The sequence below is a fragment of the Kitasatospora sp. HUAS MG31 genome, from assembly GCF_040571325.1.
In the GTDB taxonomy this organism is placed as follows: domain Bacteria; phylum Actinomycetota; class Actinomycetes; order Streptomycetales; family Streptomycetaceae; genus Kitasatospora; species Kitasatospora camelliae.
The window spans coordinates 6,495,758-6,516,415 of sequence record NZ_CP159872.1 but is presented as its reverse complement, the minus strand read 5'-3'; the positions used below and the strand labels follow the sequence as shown (position 1 = coordinate 6,516,415).

Genomic DNA, 20,658 nt, shown 5'->3' with positions numbered 1-20,658 from the left:
GAAGGCCGTCCCCGGTGCCTACCGGTCCCCGGGCTCGGGTGGGGGGAAGGACGCGGTGAGGGTGTCCTGGTCGAGTGGGTGGGGCGGGGACGGGGTGAGGAGCGCTGTTTCGGGGAGGAGGGCGAGCAGGGTGGTGCGGTCCGGGGCGAGGGCGTCGCGCCAGAGGGTGGCGGGTGGCCAGGGGCGGGCGGTGGTGGGGACCAGGACGCCGTCCTCCCAGCCGAGGTAGCGGCAGCCGTCCGTCCAGGGCAGGTCGGCCGGGTCGCCGAGGAGCAGCAGGGTGTGCCCGTCCGCGGCGGCGCGCAGGCGGGCCCCGGCGGCGATGCGTTCGCGGGCGGCGGCGGCCAGGAGCGGGGCGGCCGGGCCGGTGGCGGCGACCGCCGCCGGGTCGAGCGGCGGCTCGCGGCGGCTCCAGGTGAGGGTGTGGCGGGGCGTGCCGGTCACGGGCGGACCGCGTCGACGAGCCTCGCCCGGACGCCGGCCAGCGGCTCGGGGAGGTCGGCGGAGTCGAAGGAGGCGTCGATCTCGCGGAGCGTGGCCTCCAGGCGGAGCCGGGCGTCGCGGTCCTCGGGGGCGGGGCCGTGCGCGGTCAGCAGTCCTTCGGCGGTCCGGGCCAGCCGTTCGGCGCGGGCGGCGGCGCCGCGGGACAGCTCCTCGGCGGCGTGGGCCAGGCCGGTGCTGGCGGAGGCGCCGACCAGGTCGGCGAGGACCTCCCTGGCCTGCGCGTGGGCGTCGGCGGTCGGGGCGATCAGCGGCAGCACCCACAGGTCCCGTACGGTGGCGGCCCGCCGCCCGTCGAGGACGGCCGCCGCGGCCACCAGGCGCTGCGAGCGGACGGCGCGGCGGTCGCTGATCTCGACCCCGGCGGCGCGCAGCCGGCGGATGGCGGTGGCCAGCGGGCCGGTGACCTCGGAGAGGTCACAGGCGCGGGCGGCCTCGGCCAGCCGGTCCAGCGCGCCCAGCAGGCTCTCCCCGCCGGGGGTGCGCGGGGTGGCGCGGCGGCCCGCCTCCAGGAGTTCCTCCAGCCGGGCGTCCGCGACCGGTTCGACGAACAGCCGGGCGAGGAAGCGGTCCGCGAAGGCGGCCAGCGCCGGGTCCTCCGGCAGGTGGTTGGCGGCGCCCACGCAGACCCGCAGCGGGCTGGCCAGGACCGTGCGGCCGCGTCGGAAGACCCGCTCGTTCAGCAGTCCGAGCAGGGTGTTGAGGACGGCCGTCGAGCCGAGGAAGACCTCGTCCAGGAAGGCGATCTCGGCCTCGGGCAGCATCCCGGCGGTCTCGAACTCCACCACGCCCTCGCGCAGTCGGCGCAGGTCCACCGGCCCGAACAGCTCGTTGGGCTCGGTGAACCGGCCGAGCAGGTACTCGAAGTACCGCCCGCCCAGCTGCCCCGCCACCCGCCGGACCGCCTCGGACTTCGCCGTTCCGGGCGCGCCGACCACCAGCAGGTGCTCCCCGGCGACCGCGCACAGCGCGACCACCTCGGCCAGCACCTCGCGGTCCACCATGCCCTCGCCGGCGACGGCGACGGCCTCCCCGACCCGCTTCGCGTCCGCGGCCAGCGCCGCGCTGCCCGACCCGCTGCCGCCCGACCCGTTACCGCTCGACTCGCTGCTGCTCAACTCGCTCACAAGCACCGGAGCTTACGGGGGCCGCCGGGCCGGCAACCAGCGAGTATCGCCGGGCCGGGCGGGACCGGGGGCCGTCCCCGGGGCTCCCCCGAACGGCCCAGTCCTCTTGCCCGCGCTCCCAGCGGGACGGTCGGATGGAAGTGGACGATCGAGTACCCGCGGCGCCGGCCGGCGCCCGCCCGACGACGGGAACCTCCGATGTACGTGCGCACCGTCTACGCGACCGGCGACCCGGCCCGGATCGGGGAGACGCTCGACGCCCTGTGCGCCGAGGCCGTCGAGGTGCTCACCGCGCAGCCCGGATACCGCGGCTTCGGCCTGTTCGCGGACCGCGAGGCCGGCAAGCTCATCATGGGTTCCTGGTGGAACGACGCCGAGGCGGAGCGGGCCAGCGACGAGGCCCTGCGGCCCCGGCGCGACGCCCTGCTCACCCCCTTCGCGCAGACGGTCACCATCGACCACTGGGAGGCGGTGGTGTACCTCCCGTCCGAGCAGCTGAACGCCGGGGCGGGCTTCCGGCTGACCCGGGTGGACGTCGACCCCGAGGACATCGACGCGCTGATCCGGGTCTTCCAGGACACCACCCTCCCCGGCCTGCGGCGGATCCGCGGCTTCTCCGCCGCCTCGCTGCTCGTCGACCGCGCCCACGGGCACGCCCAGGTCGGCGCGCTGTACGTGGACAGCGAGACCCTGTACTCCTCGCGCGGGCCGGTGGCGGCCGTCCGCGGCGCGTCGATGGAGAAGGTCCAGGTGGTGGTGCGGGGCCTGGAGGAGTTCGAGGCCGTCCTGCTGGACCGGCAGCCGGGGTGAGACCGGCCGGCCATCGGGGGGTGGGTGAAGGAGCGGGTCGAGAGCCGAGTCTGGGCGGCGCCGACGATGGGGGCACCTCCCGGCCGAAGGCTGGGGGAGAGTGGCAGCGGAGCTGCGGCGACCGAGGAGAAGCCGTCCCTGGGCCCCTCCTGCCCGATGGCGGGCAGGGAGGGAGAGAGCTGTCGGCCCGCGACGCCGCCCCCATGGCCGGCCGGACTGAACCGCGCCATCTCCGGAGCGTCAGCTGCGGAAGCCCACGTGGACGTGGTCGCGGTGCGTCACGTCCGAGAAGAACTGGTTGCCCACGGTGGGGAGTTGGCGGGGTCCGCCGACGTTGTACGAGCCGGCCGCGGCGGCCGCCCGCATGAAGCCGTCGACCAGGTCGTGCGGGGTGGCAGGGTCGACCACCATCCGCCCGTCGATCTGCCAGACGTCGAACGCCCGGCCGGGCGGGTGGTCGCTGGGCCGGTCCGTCCCGTAGACGTCGATCGGGTGGCCGGAGCGCACCACCGTGACGGCGAAGGTGTAGTCGCGGGCGAGGGTGAGCATCGCCTCCAGGACGCTCTGGTGGACCGAGCCGCTCTGCAGGTCCGCGACCGCCGCCGGGGGCAGCTGGATCCGCGGCTCGGCCAGGACCCGGGCGGCCGCGGCGGGCAGGACGGCCGCGGCCGCACCGGGCTGGGCCGGCTGCAGGGCGGTGACCGTCCAACGCGGCTGCGCCCGGCTCAGCCGGACGTCCAGCGTCGTACCGCCCGGCGCGACCCCGCCGTCCGCCGCCCGCGTCCACTGCCGGCACGGGACCATCACGCTCGCCGAATCCGCCAGCAGCCCGCCGTACTGCGCCACCACCACCTGCACCGCCGCCTCCGGCGCGGACGGCAGCAGCGGACCCGCCTGGTCCGCCAGCGCCGGGTCCAGCCCCAGGGCGGCCACCCGGGCCCGGGCGGGCCCCAGGCCCTCACCGCCCGGACCCCACGCGCCCAGGGCCTCCACCAGCTCGACCGCCCGGAGCTTGACGTCCGGCTCGACCTCGCCCGGGCCGGGGAGCCACGGGGTGGTGGCGGGGAGGGGTTGCGGGGTGGGGGTTCCTCCGGTGGCGGTGGTGCCGGCAGCGGAGTTCGGGGTCGGGGAGGTGGTCGCGGACGGGGAGGTGGAGGTGCAGCCCGCTGCGCCGAGGATCGCGCCGGCCGTACCGAGCAGGACCGTGCGGCGGCGGAGCGGCGGCGGTCCGGGTCGAGGGGGCGGAGGAGGCGGGGTGTCGGGCACTCCCCCACTATCCGTGCAGGTGAGGGGCTGGGTGGTGCGCCACTCCGTGCACGGCGGGGTGGGGCTCGGCGCGGAGCCCCAGCCCTAGGACCATCGGCGGATGGCCGGGGGCGGGCCCGGGCGTGTGGAATGGGGGTTGTGGATCACATGGACCGAACGACCCGGACCGGAACCCTCAGCGACGCCCAGGCGGACGCCTACCTCGCGCGCATCGGCGCCGTCCGCCCGGAGAAGGCGGACGCGGCCGCTCTCGCCGCCGTGCAGCGGGCCCACCTCGCCGCCGTGCCGTTCGAGAACCTCTCCATCCACCTGGGCGAGGCGATCGACCTCGACCCGGACGCCCTGTTCGAGAAGATCGTCACCCGGCGGCGGGGCGGCTTCTGCTACGAACTCAACGGACTGTTCGCGGAGTTGCTGCGGGCACTCGGGTACCGGGTGGAGCTCCTGTCGGCCCGGGTGTCCGGGGACGGGCGGTGGGGGCCGCCGTTCGACCACCTGGCGCTGCGGGTCGAGCTGGACGAGCCGTGGCTGGCGGACGTGGGATTCGGGCGGTTCAGCCAGGAGCCGTTGCGGCTGGATTCGCGGGACGGACAGGCGGATCCCGGCGGGGAGTTCCGGGTGGTGGAGAGCGGCGACGGCCCGGACGGCCGCGACCTGGACGTCCTGATGGACGGCGAGCCGCAGTACCGGCTCGACCGGCGGCCGTACCGACTGGAGGACTTCAAGCCGACCTGCTGGTGGCAGGCCACCTCGCCGGAGTCGCACTTCACCCGCCGGACCACCTGCTCGCTGCTCACGCCCGACGGCCGGATCACGCTGAGCGGCAACCGCCTGATCCGCACGCCGGTCGACGGCGAGCGCACCGAGGTCCACCTCGGCGAGGCCGAGATCCTCACCGCGTACCGCACCCACTTCGGCATCGAGCTGACCCGCCTGCCCCAGGTCTGAGGAACCGGGAGGTGACCCCCACCCCCCGTCGGCTACTGCCAGCGGGGGCGGGTGGTGAGGGTGGCGAGGGCCAGTGCGAGGGCGGTGCCGGCGGCGCAGGCGAGGGTGGCGAGGGTGTAGGCGTCGCGGTGGGTGTCGAGGCCGGTGGCGGTGGCGCGGAGGTAGAGGCCGGAGACGGCGGAGACGCCGACCGCGCCGGCGATCCGCTGGGCCATCTGCAGGATCCCCCCGGCGACGCCGGCGGCCTCGGCGGGGGCGTGCCGCAGGACGTATGCCTGGTTGGGGGCGTAGATGAGTCCGGAGGCGGTGCCGGCGGCGAGCTGGGTGAGGGCGAGCAGGCCGGGGAGGACGTCGGCGGGGGCGTAGTGGACGGCGGCGGCGCCGGCGAGCAGGGCGGTGCAGGAGAGCAGCAGCCCGGCCGGGACGGTCCGCTGCCCGAAGCGTCGGACCACCCGCCAGGAGAGCGTGGAGGCGACGCCCATGGCCACGGCGGCGGGCAGGGTGACCAGCGCGGTGCCGACCGCGGACAGGCCCAGTCCGTCCCGGAGGAACATGGCGAGCACCAGGGACCCGGCGATGGAGGTGCCGAACTGGGCCATCATCACCGTGGTGCCGATCGCGTACGGGCGGGAGCGGGCCAGCGCCGGGTGGACCAGCGGGTGCCGTCCGGAGCGGGCGTACCGGCGCTGCCAGGCGACCAGGAGGACGGCGAGCAGCACCACGCCGGCGGCGAAGGCGGCGGCGCCGAGGGCGCCGGGCGGCCGGATGAACGGCAGCATCGCGCCCAGGGTGAGCACGGCGACCAGCAGCAGGCCGACCGGGTCCAGGTCGGTGTGCCGGGCGCTGGGCGTGGGCGGCGGAAGGTGGCGGACGGCGAGGAGCAGGGTGAGCAGTCCGAACGGGACGGCGAGCAGGAAGGTCAGCCGCCAGCCCAGATCCGGTCCGGCGGCGCCGAGCAGCAGGCCGCCCAGCGGGGGTCCGAGGGCGGTGGAGAGGCCGCCGGTGAGGGCGTAGAGGCCGAGGGCGCGGGTGCGGGTCTGGCCGGTGAAGACGTCCTGGATGGTGCCGATCATCTGGGAGTTGACCAGTCCGGCGCCGGCGCCCTGGAGGAGGCGGGCGGCGACCAGGGTCCACGGGCTGTGGGCGGTGCTGGCGAGGGCGCTGAACCCGGTGAAGACGGCGAGGCCGGCGACGAACAGCCACTTGCGGCCGAGGACGTCCCCGAGCCGGCCGCCGGGTATCAGGGCGAGGCCGAAGGCGAGCGAGTACCCGGCGACGATCCAGGCGATCTGCCCGGCGCTCGCGTGCAGGGTGTCACGGACGTCCGAGATGGCGATGTTGAGCACGGACTGGTCGAGCAGGGTGGTGAACCCGGCTCCCATGCAGACCGCGAGGACCCGGCGGCCGGCGGCGTCGAACCGGGCGGGCGCGCCGGATGCGGTGCCGTCCCGGCCGGGTGCCGGGACGGGGTCCCGCCCCGCGGTCCGTTCGGATCTCTGTTCGGCGCTGGTCATGGAGCGGATCCTAGCCGTCTCGCATCCTGGGATGTTCGTGTCCGGCCAACCCTGCTCGCCCGGCCGCGGGCCGACGGCGGCCGTTCGCCTCGGCCGCGACCGCTCCCGTAGAGTGCGCCGGTACGGTCAAGGCGAAGAGGTAGGCGCGAAACGCATGACGGCGGGCCCGGACATCCAGAACGAGGAAGAGATCGACTACGGCCCGGGGCTCGACCCCGAACGGCTGGAGCTCTGCCTCGCCGTACTCGCCGAGCTCGACGACCTGCACGTCGACCACCCGGACGCGATCGCCGTCCGCCAGGCCGTCGGCGGAGTGTTCCGCACCCTGAAGCAGCGGCGCCGCCAGGAGACCCGGGCCCGCAAGACCGCCAACGACCGCAAGGTGACCTCGCTCACCGCGACCGGCGCGCCCGGGCGGATCGACGACGAGACGGCCGGCGTCTTCGGCCTCTCCACGGTCACCACCACGGAGATCGCCGGGATACTCGAGCGACCGCGCTCCTGCTACGTGTGCAAGGGCCGGTTCGTCGAGGTCGACGCCTTCTACCACCAGCTCTGCCGCGACTGCGCCGCGCTCAACCACGCGCGCCGCAACGCCCGTACCGACCTCACCGGCAAGCGGGCGCTGCTGACCGGCGGCCGGGCCAAGATCGGGATGTACATCGCGCTGCTGCTGCTCCGCGACGGCGCCCACACCACCATCACCACCCGCTTCCCCAACGACGCGATCCGCCGCTTCAAGGCGATGCCGGACAGCGACGAGTGGATCCACCGGCTGAAGATCGTCGGCATCGACCTGCGCGACCCCGCGCAGGTGGTGGCGCTGGCGGACGAGGTCGCGGCCGACGGCCCGCTGGACATCCTGATCAACAACGCGGCGCAGACCGTCCGCCGCACCCCCGGCGCCTACCGCGAGCTGATCGCGGCCGAGTCGGCCCCGCTGCCGGCCGGCGAGCTGCCGCCGTCCACCGTGATCGGCCGCTTCGGCAGCGGCAGCATCGACCTGCGGGCCCTGCCCGGGCAGACCACCGGCGAGCACGAGCGGATCAGCGCCGAGGACGTCACCGCGCTGGCCATGGTCACCGGCTCCGCCACCCCGGAGCGGATCGCGGCCGGGACGGCGATCGACGCCGGCGGCCTGGTGCCGGACCTGGTGGACACCAACAGCTGGGTCCAGACGGTCAGCGAGGTCGACCCGGTGGAGCTGCTGGAGGTCCAGCTCTGCAACTCCACCGCGCCGTTCATCCTGATCAGCCGGCTGCGGCCGGCGATGGCCGCCTCGCCCTCCCGCCGCAAGTACGTGGTCAACGTCTCGGCGATGGAGGGGGTGTTCGCCCGCGGCTACAAGGGCGCCGGGCACCCGCACACCAACATGGCCAAGGCCGCGCTGAACATGCTGACCCGCACCAGCGCGGTGGAGATGTTCCAGTCCGACGGCATCCTGATGACCGCGGTGGACACCGGCTGGATCACCGACGAGCGCCCGCACCCCGACAAGATGCGGATGCACGAGGCCGGCTTCCACGCCCCCCTCGACCTGGTCGACGGCGCGGCCCGGGTCTACGACCCGATCGTCCGCGGCGAGGCCGGCGAGGACCTGTACGGCTGCTTCCTCAAGGACTACGCCCCCAGCCGCTGGTAGGCTCTTCGGCCCGTTGGCCCGTTGGTAGGAGGACCCGCGTGACACCCGTGCTCGGAGCCGGCGTGATCGTCCCCACCGGGGACGGCCGGGTGCTGCTCGGCCGCCGGATCACGGCGGGCGAGCCGCCGACCTGGAGCCTGCCCGGCGGGAAGGTCGACCAGCCCGGCGAGTCCTTCGAGCAGGCCGCCGCGCGGGAGCTCCGCGAGGAGACCGGGATCGCGCTGCCGGCCGAGGAGATGCGGGTCCTGGCGGTGCTGCTCGACCACGAACTGGGGCGGCCGCGGCTGACGGCGGCGGTCCTGGCACCGCCCAGCGTGGCGCCGGCCCTGGTGACGGAGCCACACGCCTGCGGCGGCTGGGAGCGGTTCGCACTCGGCGACCTGCCCGACCCGATGTTCTACCCGTCGGCCCAGGTCCTCGCGGCATGGCTCCCCGACCACCGCGCCCCGAACGGGACGTTCCGCTACCCGCTGGGATAGGCACCCGGCCCACCACAGCCAGGGGCGCGGGGAACTGCGCGAAAACGGAAGGTACGCACGCCCGACCCGCCAACGGCGCAACAGATGCACCTGGCCACGCGCACCCGGCAACCGGCCCACGCCCCCCGCAGCGCGCAGTTCTCCCCCAGCCTGGCCGGCTGGGAGGTGCCCCCACGCGCCCCTGTGGTCACCCGAGTGCGATGGTCAGGTCGGGACGATGATCCGGAGGGCGGCCGGGGCCATCTCCACGTCGACCGGGAGGGGGCCGAGGAACTCGCCGTCGGCGTAGGCGGTGATGCCGGGGGACTCGATCCGCAGGGCGGTGGTGCGGTGGGTCTCGACCTCGGGGTGGTCGATGTGGGTGCCCTTGAAGACGGTCGGGAAGAAGCGGGCGACCCTGCGCCGCCGCATGGCGTGCACCACGGTGAGGTCGAACTCCCCGTCGGAGGGGTCCGCGCTCGGGCAGATCCGCATGCCGCCGCCGTAGCTGCTGGTGTTGCCGACCGCGGCCAGGGTGAGGTCGCGGTCGATCACGGTGCCGTCGGCCAGGGTGATCCGGAAGGGCAGCGGGCGCAGGTTGGCGAACTCGACCAGGATCGCCAGGTTGTACCGCATCCGGCCGCGCGGCCAGGTCAGCCGGTTGGTGCGGTCGCTGACCAGGGAGTCGAAGCCGGTGGCGAGGACCGAGCCGAAGTGGCGGACGGTTCCGTCGGCGGTGGTGACCCGGCCGAGGTCGACGGTGGCGACGGTTCCGGCGGCGATCACCTCGGCGGCGGCCTCGGGGTCGCCGAGCGGGAGCCCGTACGCGCGGGCGTGGTCGTTGCCGGTGCCGGCGGGGACGACGCCGAGCGGGACGTCGGTGCCGGCCAGGGCCTGCAGGGCGAGGCTGATCATGCCGTCGCCGCCGGCGGTGACCAGGGCGTCGACCTCGCGGCCGACCGCCTCGCGGGCGACCCGGACGGCGTCGTCCGGGTCGGCGCCGACCACGTTGAGCACCTCGACGCCGAGGTCGCGCAGCCGGGCGCTGGCCCGGCGGGCGGCCTTGTCGGCGTGGCCGCCGCCGGCCGCCGGGTTGGTCAGCACGACCACCCGGCGGATCTCGCGGCGCTCCCTGCCGGCGGTCACGGGATCAGCTTGCCGGGGTTGAGGATCCCGGCGGGGTCGAGGGTCTCCTTGACGGCGCGCAGGATGCGGACGCCGAGCTCGCCGATCTCCTGCTCCATCCACGGCCGGTGGTCGGTGCCGACGGCGTGGTGGTGGGAGATGGTGCCGCCCGCCGCCATGATGGCGTCGCCGGCGGCCCGCTTGGCGGCGCTCCACTGCTCGGCGGGGTCGCCCTTCTGGGCGCCGACCACGGTGAAGTACAGCGAGGCGCCGGTCGGGTAGGTGTGCGAGATGTGGCACATCACCAGGGACTCGCTGCCGCCCTCGCGGAGCGCGGTCTGCAGGGCGCCGGTCACGGCGGTCTTCAGCGTGTCGAGGCCGGACCAGGTGGTGGCGGTCTCCAGGGTCTCGCAGAGCGCACCGGCCGTGAGCAGCGAGTCGCGCAGGTACGGGGCGTTGAACCGGCCGTGCTCCCAGGCGCGGGCGGGCTCCTCACCGAGCGAGACGCCGCCGGCGGCGAGCAGGACGGCGCGGGTGCGCTCGTGCCGGGAGGTCACCTGCTCCTGGGTGCCCTCGAAGACGGTGACGGCGAGGCAGCCGCCGGTGACCTGGGTGCCGCCGATCTTGTCGGTCATGGCCAGGTTGACCGCGGTCTCGGCCTCGTCGGAGAGGCGGATGACGGTCGGTCCGGCGCCCTGCTGCTGGACCGCGCGCAGGGCGGCGGCGCCGGTGGCGAAGTCGGGGAAGCTCCAGGCCTCGTAGCTGCGCACGGCCGGGACGGGGTGCACCCGCAGCCGGACCCGGGTGATCACGCCGAAGGCGCCCTCGGAGCCGAGGAACAGCTCGCGCAGGTCGGGGCCGGCGGCGGAGGCGGGGGCGCGGCCGAGGTCCAGGACGCCGGTGGGGGTGACCACCCGCAGCCCGCGGACCATGTCGTCGAAGCGCCCGTGGCCGGAGGAGTCCTGGCCGGAGGAGCGGGTGGCGGCGAACCCGCCGATGGTGGCGTAGCGGAAGCTCTGCGGGTAGTGGCCGAGCTCGAAGCCGCGGGCGGCCAGCAGTTCCTCGGCCTGCGGGCCGGTGAGGCCGGCACCGAGGACGGCCTCGCCGGAGACCTCGTCCAGCTCGTGCAGGGCGTCGAAGCGGCGCAGGTCGAGGGTGACCACCGCGTCGAAGGCGCCGCGGACCGGGTCCACCCCGCCGACCACGCTGGTGCCGCCGCCGAAGGGGACCACCGCGATCCGGTGCTCGGCGCAGAGCGCGAGCACGGCGGAGATCTCGTCCTCGTCGCCGGGCAGCACCACGGCGTCCGGCGCGTCCTGGGGCTCGCGGCTGCGGCGGCGCAGCAGGTCGAGGGTGGACTTGCCGCCGGCGCGGGGCAGCCGGTCGGCGTCGCGGGTGCTGACGTTCGCCGCGCCGACCGCGCCGGTCAGCGCGGTCAGGGCGTCGGCGGTGAGGGCGGAGGGCCGCAGGACGACCTCCTCGGCGGCCGGCGGCTCGGTGCCGTCGGCGGCGACGCCCAGCGCGGCGGCCAGCAGTGCCTCGACGTCCTTCGGCAGCGGCTTGGCGAGGGCCGGATCACCCCAGGCGTTCCACTTCATCGGCGGCAGCGGCAGCACGGCCGGCTCTCGTCCCTCATCGGCTCGCGTCTCGGTTCCCATGCGTTACAGTATTACGCATCATGTCAAGTAGTAACGATGAGCGGAGCGTCGACGACGCGATCCTCGACGCCGCCGCAGAGCTGATCGTCCACCTCGGACTCCGCCGCACCCAGCTGTCCGAGATCGCCCGCCGCGCCGGGGTCAGCCGGCCCACGGTGTACCGGCGCTGGCCCGACGTCCGGGCCGTCATCGGCGCGCTCCTCACCCGGGAGGTCCTGGCCGCCCAGGCCGAGGTCGCCCCGGCCGGGGACGACCGGGAGTCCCTGGTCGCCTCGGTGGTGGAGATGGCCGTCCGGCTGCGCGACCACCCCGTCCTCAGCTCCCTGCTGGAAAGCGACGCGGACGCGCTGCTGGAGTACGTCGTCCACCGGCTCGGCACCAGCCAGCGCGGGGCGCTCGCGGTGCTCGGCACGGCGGTCGAACGCGGCCAGGCGCACGGCTCGATCCGGGCCGGCGATCCGAACCAGCTGGCCGTCATGGTGCTGCTCATCACCCAGTCCACCGTCCAGTCCCACCGCATGGTCGCCCAGCTGCTCCCCGAGGAGGCCTGGCGCCGGGAACTCGCCATCGCACTGAACGGATACCTCGCGCCATGACCTCGTACGCCGGCACGACCAGGCTCGACGCGCGCCGCCGCGCCCGGGAGCTCGACGCCCTCGCCGAGGGCGGCCACACCATCGACCTGCTCGTGATCGGCGGCGGCGTCACCGGCGCCGGCACCGCACTGGACGCGGCCTCCCGCGGCCTGCGGACCGTCCTGGTGGAATCCCGCGACCTCGCCTTCGGCACCAGCCGCTGGAGTTCCAAGCTGGTCCACGGCGGCCTGCGGTACCTGGCCTCCGGCCGGGTCGGGGTGGCCCGGGAGAGCGCCGTGGAACGCGGCATCCTGATGACCCGGACCGCCCCGCACCTGGTCCGCGCGCTCCCCCAGCTGGTCCCGCTGCTGCCCGAACTGGGCCGCGGCCGGGCCGCCCTGGTCCGTGCCGGGTTCCTGGCCGGCGACCTGCTGCGGATGAGCGCCGGCACCCCCGCCTCGGTCCTCCCCCGGGTCCGCCGGGTCGGCCCGGCCGAGACCCTCGCCCTGGTGCCCGCCGTCCGCACCGACGGGCTGGCCGGCGGCCTGGTCGCCCACGACGGCCAACTGGTCGACGACGCCCGGCTGGTGGTCGCCATCGCCCGGACCGCCGCCGAGCACGGCGCCGCCGTCCTCACCCGGGTCCGCGCCGACCGGGTCACCGGCACCTCCGCCCGGCTCACCGACACCCTCACCGGCCGCACCCTGGACGTCACCGCGCGGGCCGTGGTCAACGCCACCGGCGTGTGGGCGGGCGAGGTGGACGAGAGCATCCGGCTGCGGCCCAGCCGCGGCACCCACCTGGTGTTCGACGCCGCCGACCTGGGCCGGCCCACCGCCGCACTGACCGTCCCGGTGGCCGGCTCGACCAGCCGCTTCGTCTTCGCCCTCCCCCAGCAGTCCGGCCGGGTCGTGCTCGGCCTCACCGACGAGGACGCCCCCGGGCCCGTCCCCGACGAGCCCGAGCCCACCGAGGCCGAGATCACCTTCCTCCTCGACACCCTCAACACCGCCCTGCGGACCGCCCTCACCCGGGAGCAGGTCCGCGGCGCCTTCGCCGGCCTCCGCCCGCTGATCGACACCGGCGGCGGCCACACCGCCGACCTCTCCCGGCAGCACGCGGTCATCGAGTCCCCGTCCGGGGTGATCACCGTCGTCGGCGGCAAGCTCACCACCTACCGGCGGATGGCCCAGGACACCGTGGACGCCGCCGTCCGCGCCCGCGGCCTCACCGCCGGGCCCTGCCGCACCCACCACCTCCCCCTGGTCGGCGCCCCCGGGCACCCGGAGACCCTCCCCGCACCCGCGGACGGCATCCCCGCCGCCCTGCTCGCCCGCCACGGCGGCCAGTCCCGGACCGTCCTCGACGCGGCCACCGTCGACCGCCCGCGGGAGCCCGTCGCCGAGGGGCTGGACACCACCCGCGCGGAGATCGAGTACGCCGTCACCCACGAGGGCGCCCTCGACACCGCCGACGTCCTCGCCCGCCGCACCCGCATCGCCCTCGTCCCGGCGGACGCCGCCCGCGCGGAGGCCGCCGTCGCGGAGATCGTCGCGACCGCGGGGGCGTGACGCTGCGCACCCGGTCACCCCGGGGGCGCGTGGGGGCACCTCCCGGCCGCCAGGCTGGGGGAGAACTGCGCGAACAAGTGACCCGTCCACCCCCTCGGTGGTGAGCCGGGTGCACTCCTTCCAGGCATCGGCTGCGGGGCCGGCGGGGCGGGTCGAGACTGGGGGCGGGGGTTGTCGGCGGTCCGGGAGGTGTGGGCGATGTCGATGCCGTCGGGTGCCGTGGGCGATCGGGTTCGCGGTTGACTGCCCGTCCCGACCGCCGGCAGACCGCCCGCCGGGCGGTCCGGGTGACCGTGGCGGTGAGCGCCGGCTTCTACCCCTGCCTGTACGGGCTGGACCAGCCGGTGACGGCGATGTACGCGCTGTTCGGCGCGATCGCCCTCGGCGTCCTGTCGCAGATCCCCGGCTCCGGCCGCCAGCGCGCGGCGGTGATCCTGCGGATCCTGCCGCTGGCGTGGGTGCTGACCACGGCCGGCACGCTGCTGGCGGTGTCCACGGCCGCGGCGGTGTCGGGGATGCTGGTGATCGGGTTCGTGCTGGCGTTCACGGCCGTCGCCGGGCCGGCGGCGGGCGGTGCGTCCACCGGGCTTCAGCTGTTCTACATCCTGCCGTGCTTCCCGCCGTTCGCCCCGGGCACGCTGGGGCAGCGGCTGGCCGGGCTGACGCTGGGCGCCCTGCTGCTGGCCCTGGCGGAGGTGGTGCTGCTGCCCGCCCCGGCCGCCGAGTCGGTGCGGAGCCGGCTGGCGACGGCGGCCTCCGCGGCCTCGGCTGCCGCGGCCGATCTCGCCCAGGCGGTGCACGCCGATGTGGAGCGGCTGCGCGCGGCGTCGGACCGGTTGGCGCCGGCCGCGGTGCCGCCCGCGGAGCGGCCCGCCGGGCCGGGGCGGCGTGACCGCGGGACGGCCCACGCCGCCGAGGCGGCCCGGATGCTGCTGGTCCAGCTGGAGCGGCTGGCGGGGCACGCGGCGGCGGCCCTGGACCCGTTGTCGGCCGGGATGCTGGACCGGATCGCGGCCACCGCGGCCGCCACCGCGCGGGCGCTGCGGACCGGCGAGGCCCCGCCGCCCGGGAGGATACCCGAGGCCATCACCGCGTACCAGGCGGAGCGGGCGCGGCAGGCGGAGGACCTGACGCGGACGCCGCAGCTGGCGGTGTGGCGGTTCCGGTCGGCGGTGCTGGCGGCGGCGGAGTCGGCGTACGCGATGGAGTCCGCGGTGCGGATCTCGCTGGGGGGCGGGCAGCCGCCGCCCGTCCCGAAGGACCTGTTCTGGTATGCGACGGGGCCGGCGCCGGTGCTGTGGTGGCGGCGGGTGGCGGCGCACCTGACGCCGCGGTCGGTCCGGTTCCAGAACGCCGTCCGGGTGGCGTTCGGGCTGGCGGCGGCCCGCGCGGTGGCCGGGTCGCTGGACCTGGCACACGGCTTCTGGGTGCTGCTGGCGGTGCTCAGTCTGGGCCGGACCACCGCCTTGCAGACCTGGGGCGCGGTACGGCAGGCGCTGATCGGGACCCTGGCCGGCGCGGTGGCGGCGGGCGTACTCCTGCTGGCGCTGGGCGACCGGGTGGAGGCGTACGCGGTGGTGATGGCGCCGGTGATGCTGGTGGCGTTCTTCGTCGGCCCGATGCTCGGGATCGCCTGGGCGCAGGGGCTGTTCACGCTGGTGGTGTCGACGGCGTTCGCGCAGGTCGTGCCGGCGTCCTGGCGGCTGGCCCAGGTGCGGGTGGTGGACGTGCTGACCGGCAGCGCGGTGGGCCTGCTGTTCGGTCTGATCGCCTGGCCGACCGGGGCCCGGCGGGAGCTGCGGCGGTCGGTGGCCCGGCTGCTGGACGCCGCCGGGCCGCTGATCACCCGGACCGCGGACGCCCTGCTGGCACCGCCGCCGGCCGGCGGTCCGCACACCCGGGAGGTGCTGTCCGCGCTGCGGCTGACCGAGTCCTCCTTCGCCCAGTACCAGAGCGAGCCGCAGGACCCGGCGGCCGCGCCGCGCGACTGGTACGCGGCGCTGCGGTTCGGGCGGCACGTGCTGGTGGGCGCGCACTGGCTGCCGCAGTACGACCGGCCGCCTGCCGGCTCGGTGTCGGCCCGGCAGGCCGGGGTGGCGGTGGAGGAGGCGGGCCTGCTGGCCGCGCGCTGCCGGCGGCTGGGCGGGGCGCTGCGGGCGTACCGGGGCCGGGACGTCGGCCCGGGGCGGTTCACCGCGGACGGCGGGCCGCCCACCGCCTCCCCGGGCGGCGGAGCGCCGCCCCCCTCCCCCGACGGCGTGCGGACCCGCCTGCCGGAGCTGGTGGAGGAGCGCGCCGGGACCGGGCCCGCCGCGCCGCCGCTGCTGGACCTCGGCCAGTGGTACGCGATGCTCGCGGACGACCTGGACCTGGCCGACCGGCTGGATCCGGCGCTCCACCCGGCCGGGCGGCCGGACGGGGCGGCCCGGGCCGGGTGAGCCCCGGCGGACGGGCGCTGGCCCCGGCCAGCCGACGGGCGTGTCGGCGGGCCGGGGCGGTTCCGGGACGCCCAGGTGTCAGAAGGTGAGGCTCCAGGCGTCGATACGGCCGGTGTCCTGGGTGGCGAGGTCGCGGACCCGGAGCTTCCAGGTGCCGGCCGCCGCCTCGGCGGAGGCGTTCACCGTGTAGGTCTTGAGCACGTTGTCGGTGCCGTCGCTGTCCGGGAAGTCCTCCAGCAGGTAGACCGTCCCGTCCGGGGCGACGAGGGAGACCACCAGGTCGCCGCGGTAGGTGTGCTTGATGTCCACGCCGACCTTGAGCGTCGCCGGGGCGTTGCCGCTCACGCCGCTCACCGTGAGGGGGCTCTCCACGGTGGTGTTGTCCGGGATGGCCACGTCGGTGAGGTTCTCGAAGTACTTCCCGGGCGGCGGGGTGGCGCCGACCGCCTTGAGGGCGTCGACCTGGCCCTCGCCGAAGAAGCCGTTGTTCCCGGTGGTGCCGGTGCAGCGGCTGTCGGCGGGGCAGGCGGTGTCGGTGGCCTGGCTCGCCAGCCTGGCCCTCAGGTCCGCCGGGGTGAGCGTCGGGTCGGCGCTGACCATCAGCGCGGCCACGCCGGTGACGTGCGGCGAGGCCATCGAGGTGCCGTTCTTGTTGCCGTACTTGCCGCCGGGCAGCGTGGAGTACACACCGTCGGCGCCGTCGCCGCCCGGGGCCGCGACGTCGATCACGCCGGTGCCGTAGTTGGAGTACGAGGCCTTGACGTTGCCGCGGCCCATCGCGGACACCGTGACCACGCCCGGGAGTTCGGTCGGGATGTCGATGCAGGCGTTGGTGATGGTGCGGGTCACCGGGGTGGAGTCGTTGGGGCTGGAGGTGTCGGTGGTCTTGTTCGCCAGGTCGTAGTTGGCGTTGCCGGCCGCGGCCACCTGGAGCGAGCCCTTGCCCTCGGCGTACGCCTGGGCGCGCTTGACGCCCTCGATGATGGCGGCCTGGTCCAGGTCGTTCGGGCAGTTGAACTGCCAGGGGTCGGTGTAGTAGCTGTTGTTGGTGACCTTGAAGCCGTGGTCACCGGCCCAGACGAACCCGCATATGGTGTTCTCCGCGTAGAAGAAGCTGTTGCCGGGCTCGGCGACCCGGACGGAGGCGATCCGCACCCCGGGGGCCACGCCGACCACGCCCTTGCCGTTCTTCGCGGCCGCGATGGTGCCGGCCACGTGGGTGCCGTGGGTGTCCACGTCGCGCCAGGCGCCGGTCCGGGTGTCCGGCTTGCCGTAGGCGCAGGAGACGGAGTCGGCGGCGTCGAAGTTGGGCGCCAGGTCCTGGTGCTGGTCGTCCACGCCGGTGTCGAGCACGCCGACCTTGACGCTCGCCGAGCCGGTGGTGACGGCCCAGGCCTGGTCGGCCTTGATCTGGCTCATGTCCCAGCGGGTGGACTCGGTGAGGGTCGTCGCGCTCTGCGCCGGGTTGGCGGGCAGCGCGGGGTCGTAGGCGTCGGCCGGCACGTCGGAGGTGCGGGTCGCGCCGACCTGCTGCACCCCGGCGACGGCGCGCAGGGCGGTGGCGAAACCGGCGGAGGCCGAGTGGGCGACGACCACGCCGATCGCGTCGTACGAGGCGAAGACGCTGCCGCCGTTGGCGGTGACCGCGGTGCGCGCGGCGGTGGTGTCGCCGGGCGCCGTGATGACCAGGTACGCCCGGGTGCCGGCGGCCCAGACGGCCGCGGGGGCGGCCGGGGACGAGGGGGCGGCGTGGGCGGGCGCGACCGGGGCCGCGAACGCCAGGGCCGCGCCGAGCGCGACGGCCGCGACGGCCGGGCGCCGCAGGCGGCTGGTGAGGGGGGTAGACACGTGTCCTCCGAGATCGGGTGAGGGCGTTCGACCGCCGGCCCGGGGGGCACCTGATGGCCCGTCGGTTCGCTGCGCGGACGGGTGCCGTGGGTGTTCCGGTCCGGGCTCGGGGGGCGGCGGTCGCGGGCGTCGGCGCTCCCTCCGCAGGGGCGGCCGGCCCGGGGAACGGGCGCGCGGGCCGGCCCGGGACGGGCCCTGGGTCGGCCCCGGCGCCGGTTCCGGTGATCACTGTGACGCGGGCGGCCGCGGCGCCACCATCAGGGAGGCCGGATTACGGATACGCGATAAATTCGCACCTGTTCCGGAGGGGTGGTGAGGGACCTGCGGGGACGGCGTGACGCTCCCCACCCTTGTGAGCCGGTCCGCCCCGGCCCCAAGATGGCCGGACACGTTCAACCGGCCGGCACCCCGGGGGTGCCCGGGGACCGCACACCCGCGACCGCTGTCGCCCGCGGGGCGCGGCCGGCCGTGCCCGGGCGGGGGCGAGGAGGGGTGTCGGTGGGCGGGGAGCCGTGGTCGCGGCTGGTCGAGCGGGCGCTGGCGCCGGGCTCCGCGGAGTCGGTGCTGCTGCTGGTCGCCGGACCGGCGGGCAGCGGCAAGAGCCACCTGATCGCCGAGCTGCTCGGCGGCACGGACCGCTCCCCCGCCGACGGGCCGGCGCCCGCACTGCTGGTGGCGGAGGACGTCCACCTCGCGGCGCCGGACGAACTCGCCCGGCTGCGCGCCCTGTTGGCCGTCGACCGGCCGGGTACGGCGGTGCTGCTCAGCTACCGGCCGGAGGAACTCCCGGTGCCCGGCCTGGCCCTCGGCGGGCCGGTCCGCTATCCGTCCCGGCTCGCCGTCCACCCGGTGCCGGTGCCGCCCCTCGGCCCGGCCGAGGTCGCCCGGATCGCCGCCCGGGTGCTCGGACCCGAGCGCTGCCGTCCCGAGCTGACGGCCCGTCTGCACGCCCGGACCGCCGGGAACGCCGGCGCCGTCCTGGACCTGCTGCACGCCCTCCGCAGCGCCGCCGGCCCGGCCCGCCCCGGCCCCGCCGACCTGGACGCCCTCGACATCCCGGTCCGGGTCGCCGAGTTGGCGATCTCGCGGGCGTGGAACGTCCCGGCCGACCGGCGCGCGGTGGTGTGGGCGGCCGCGGTGCTCGGCGAGCCCGCCACCGCCGGCCAGCTGGCCGCGGTCGCCGGACTCGACCCCGAGCCGGGACGGGAGGCCCTGGTCGCCGCCCTCGCCGCCGGGGCGCTCGCCGAGTGCGGGGAGCAGCGGTACGGCTTCCCGATGCCGCTGGCCGGGGAGGCGGTCTACCGGCACATCCCGGGGCCGGTGCGGGACCAACTGCACCGGCGGGCCGCCCGGTTGCTCGCCCGCGCGCAGCCGGTGCGCTGGGACCTGCTGGCCCGGCACCACCGGCGGTCCGGCGAACTGCGGCACTGGCTGCGGGCCGTGGAACGGGCGGCCGCCGGGTACGCCCGGGCGGGCCGCCACCAGGAGGCGGTCCCGCTGCTGGAGGACGCCCTGGCCGCACCGGACACCCCGGCGGCGGCCCGGGCCCGGCTGGCGCCGCTGCTGGCCCGCAGCGCGACCGTCGGTCTGCGGTCGGACGAGACCGTCCGGGTGCTGCGCCAGATCGTGGAGGACCGCGAGCTGCCGGCGCCGGTCCGCGGGCAGGTCCGGCTGGACCTCGGGCTGCTGCTCGGCAACCAGGCGGGCCGGGGGGCGGACGGCCGCGAGGAGTTGGCGCGGGCGGTGGCCGACCTTGGCGAACGGCCGGCCGCCGCGGCACGCGGCATGTCCGCGCTGGCGGTGCCGTACTGGCCGGGCGGCTCGCTGGCCGAGCACCTGGAGTGGCTGCGGCGCGCCGAGCGGGTGGCGGAGTCCAGCGGCGACCCGGTGGTCCGGACCGCGGTGGCCGCCAACGGTGTGGCCGTGCTGCTGAGCATCGGCGACCCGGCCGGCTGGCAGCGGCTTCAGGCGCTCCGCGGCAGCGGCGAGGAGCCGGAGATCCGGCAGCAGGTGGCCCGCGGCCTCTGCAACGCCGCGGACGCCGCGCACTGGCTCGGCTACGACCGGCAGGCCGGCGAACTGTCCGTCGAAGGGCGGCGGTTGGCATCGAGCAGTGGCGCACCGTACACCGAGCGGACGGTCCGCGGGACGGCGCTGCTGCTGGACTGGGCGGCCGGCCGGTGGGACGGACTGGCCGCCCGGGCCCGGGAGTTCGCCGCCGAGGTCGGCGACATGCCGCTGCTGGCCGAGGACGCCCGGCTGGTGCTCGGCCTGCTGGCCCTGGCCCGCGGCGAGCCCGGACAGGTGGAGGCCTGGCTGCGCGGCGGCCGCGCCCGGCCGGTGGAGGAGTGCTCGGTGCCGCTGGCCGCCGCCTCCTCCGCCGCCCTGGTCCGGCTGGCCCTCGGCCGGCAGGACACGGCGGGCGCGGCGGCCGAGGCCCTGGCCGCCTGGGCCCGGCTGCGCCGCCAGGGCGTGTGGGTCTGGGCCGCCGAACTGGCGCCCTGGGCGGTCCGGGCGCTGGCCGAGGCCGGCGACCCGGCCGGGGCGGCCCGGCTGACCGGGGAGTTCACCGAGGGCCTGGCCGGACGGGACGCCCCCGCCGCCGAGGCCGCCCTGCACTGGTGCCGTGCCCTGACCGCCCGGACGGAAGGCGACCACCCCGGCGCCCTGGCCCACTTCCGCGCGGCGGCCGACGCCCACGCCCGGCTCGGCCGGCCGTACCCGCACGCCCTGGTGCTGGAGGACTCGGCCCGGTGCGCCCTCGCCACCGCCGGACCGGACCACCCCTGGGCGGTGGAGGCCCTGGGCTCCGCGGCGCAGCAACTGGCAGCGCTCGGCGCGCAGTGGGACGCCGCCCGGGTCCGGGCCCTGCTCCGGACCCACCGGCCGGCCCGCGTACGGCGCCCGGTCGGCCGGCCCGCCTACGGCGAGGAACTGTCGCCGCGCGAGCTGGAGGTGGCGGAGCTGGCGGGCCGGGGCATGACCAACCGGGAGATCGCGCTCACCCTGCACCTGTCGCCGCGCACGGTGGAGCAGCACGTGCAGCGGGCCATGCGGAAACGGAACGTGCGCTCGCGTCAGGAACTGACGGGCACCCCGGCGGGCGGGCCCGCCGGCACAGGCGCCACGGGTGGCGGGGGCCCGCTGGTGTCCCCCTGACGCGGGCGTGTCAGCGCC

At 76.4% G+C, this 20,658-nt stretch carries 15 protein-coding genes; 8 read left to right on the top strand and 7 right to left on the bottom strand.

The genetic code is table 11. The features are described 5' to 3' along the window. Positions 1 to 18: 18 nt before the first annotated feature. Together ABWK59_RS29090 and ABWK59_RS29085 are read right to left on the bottom strand one after the other, a co-directional pair. Positions 19 to 444: a hypothetical protein gene (locus ABWK59_RS29090; RefSeq protein WP_354643611.1), complete on the bottom strand. Its 426-nt coding sequence runs from the start codon at positions 442 to 444 to the stop codon at positions 19 to 21. After that, on the bottom strand, positions 441 to 1,628 hold the full coding sequence (locus ABWK59_RS29085; RefSeq protein ID WP_354643610.1) for an AAA family ATPase: 1,188 nt from the start codon (positions 1,626 to 1,628) through the stop codon (positions 441 to 443). Before ABWK59_RS29085 ends, ABWK59_RS29090 begins: the two co-directional genes overlap by 4 nt. Before the next feature lie 198 nt (positions 1,629 to 1,826). On the opposite strand from ABWK59_RS29085, the gene ABWK59_RS29080 reads away from it, so the two are divergent. Continuing rightward, positions 1,827 to 2,438: an antibiotic biosynthesis monooxygenase gene (locus ABWK59_RS29080; RefSeq protein WP_354643609.1), complete on the top strand. Its 612-nt coding sequence runs from the start codon at positions 1,827 to 1,829 to the stop codon at positions 2,436 to 2,438. 240 nt (positions 2,439 to 2,678) lie between these two features. Here the strand turns inward: ABWK59_RS29080 and ABWK59_RS29075 are convergent, their stop codons facing one another. Continuing rightward, positions 2,679 to 3,704: a hypothetical protein gene (locus ABWK59_RS29075; RefSeq protein WP_354643608.1), complete on the bottom strand. Its 1,026-nt coding sequence runs from the start codon at positions 3,702 to 3,704 to the stop codon at positions 2,679 to 2,681. 147 nt (positions 3,705 to 3,851) lie between these two features. Between ABWK59_RS29075 and ABWK59_RS29070 the strand changes: the two genes are divergently transcribed. Further along, positions 3,852 to 4,652 (top strand): arylamine N-acetyltransferase family protein, encoded by an 801-nt coding sequence (locus ABWK59_RS29070; protein WP_354643607.1) that lies wholly within the window; start codon positions 3,852 to 3,854, stop codon positions 4,650 to 4,652. A 32-nt stretch (positions 4,653 to 4,684) separates the two neighbouring features. On the opposite strand, the gene ABWK59_RS29065 is transcribed toward ABWK59_RS29070, so the two are convergent. Continuing rightward, the gene (locus ABWK59_RS29065; RefSeq protein ID WP_354643606.1) at positions 4,685 to 6,166 is read right to left on the bottom strand and encodes an MFS transporter; all 1,482 of its coding nucleotides are present in this window, start codon (positions 6,164 to 6,166) and stop codon (positions 4,685 to 4,687) included. Positions 6,167 to 6,320: 154 nt separating this feature from the next. Here ABWK59_RS29065 and ABWK59_RS29060 point away from each other — a divergent pair, with 154 nt between their 5' ends. Further along, positions 6,321 to 7,808 (top strand): SDR family NAD(P)-dependent oxidoreductase, encoded by a 1,488-nt coding sequence (locus ABWK59_RS29060; protein ID WP_354643605.1) that lies wholly within the window; start codon positions 6,321 to 6,323, stop codon positions 7,806 to 7,808. A 38-nt stretch (positions 7,809 to 7,846) separates the two neighbouring features. Continuing rightward, a complete protein-coding gene (locus ABWK59_RS29055) occupies positions 7,847 to 8,287 on the top strand; it encodes a nucleotide triphosphate diphosphatase NUDT15 (protein WP_354643604.1) in 441 nt (146 codons plus the stop codon). A 204-nt stretch (positions 8,288 to 8,491) separates the two neighbouring features. Here ABWK59_RS29055 and ABWK59_RS29050 read toward each other — a convergent pair whose 3' ends face one another. After that, positions 8,492 to 9,412 (bottom strand): diacylglycerol kinase, encoded by a 921-nt coding sequence (locus ABWK59_RS29050; RefSeq protein ID WP_354643603.1) that lies wholly within the window; start codon positions 9,410 to 9,412, stop codon positions 8,492 to 8,494. Then, the gene (locus ABWK59_RS29045) at positions 9,409 to 11,049 is read right to left on the bottom strand and encodes an FAD-binding oxidoreductase (protein WP_354643602.1); all 1,641 of its coding nucleotides are present in this window, start codon (positions 11,047 to 11,049) and stop codon (positions 9,409 to 9,411) included. Before ABWK59_RS29045 ends, ABWK59_RS29050 begins: the two co-directional genes overlap by 4 nt. Before the next feature lie 20 nt (positions 11,050 to 11,069). Here ABWK59_RS29045 and ABWK59_RS29040 point away from each other — a divergent pair, with 20 nt between their 5' ends. The 3 genes from ABWK59_RS29040 to ABWK59_RS29030 all read left to right on the top strand — a co-directional run bounded on the left by ABWK59_RS29040 (position 11,070) and on the right by ABWK59_RS29030 (position 15,633). Continuing rightward, positions 11,070 to 11,645 (top strand): TetR/AcrR family transcriptional regulator, encoded by a 576-nt coding sequence (locus tag ABWK59_RS29040; RefSeq protein ID WP_354643601.1) that lies wholly within the window; start codon positions 11,070 to 11,072, stop codon positions 11,643 to 11,645. After that, the gene (locus ABWK59_RS29035) at positions 11,642 to 13,195 is read left to right on the top strand and encodes a glycerol-3-phosphate dehydrogenase/oxidase (RefSeq protein WP_354643600.1); all 1,554 of its coding nucleotides are present in this window, start codon (positions 11,642 to 11,644) and stop codon (positions 13,193 to 13,195) included. Before ABWK59_RS29040 ends, ABWK59_RS29035 begins: the two co-directional genes overlap by 4 nt. A 239-nt stretch (positions 13,196 to 13,434) precedes the next feature. Next, positions 13,435 to 15,633 carry an FUSC family protein gene (locus ABWK59_RS29030; protein ID WP_354643599.1) on the top strand — a complete coding sequence of 733 codons (2,199 nt, stop codon included), beginning with the start codon at positions 13,435 to 13,437 and terminating at the stop codon, positions 15,631 to 15,633. Positions 15,634 to 15,711: 78 nt separating this feature from the next. Here ABWK59_RS29030 and ABWK59_RS29025 read toward each other — a convergent pair whose 3' ends face one another. Continuing rightward, positions 15,712 to 17,481, bottom strand: coding sequence for a S8 family peptidase (locus ABWK59_RS29025; protein ID WP_354643598.1), 1,770 nt, complete (start codon positions 17,479 to 17,481; stop codon positions 15,712 to 15,714). Between the two features lie 498 nt (positions 17,482 to 17,979). On the opposite strand from ABWK59_RS29025, the gene ABWK59_RS29020 reads away from it, so the two are divergent. Continuing rightward, a complete protein-coding gene (locus ABWK59_RS29020; protein WP_354643596.1) occupies positions 17,980 to 20,640 on the top strand; it encodes a helix-turn-helix transcriptional regulator in 2,661 nt (886 codons plus the stop codon). The last annotated feature ends 18 nt before the right edge of the window (positions 20,641 to 20,658 follow it).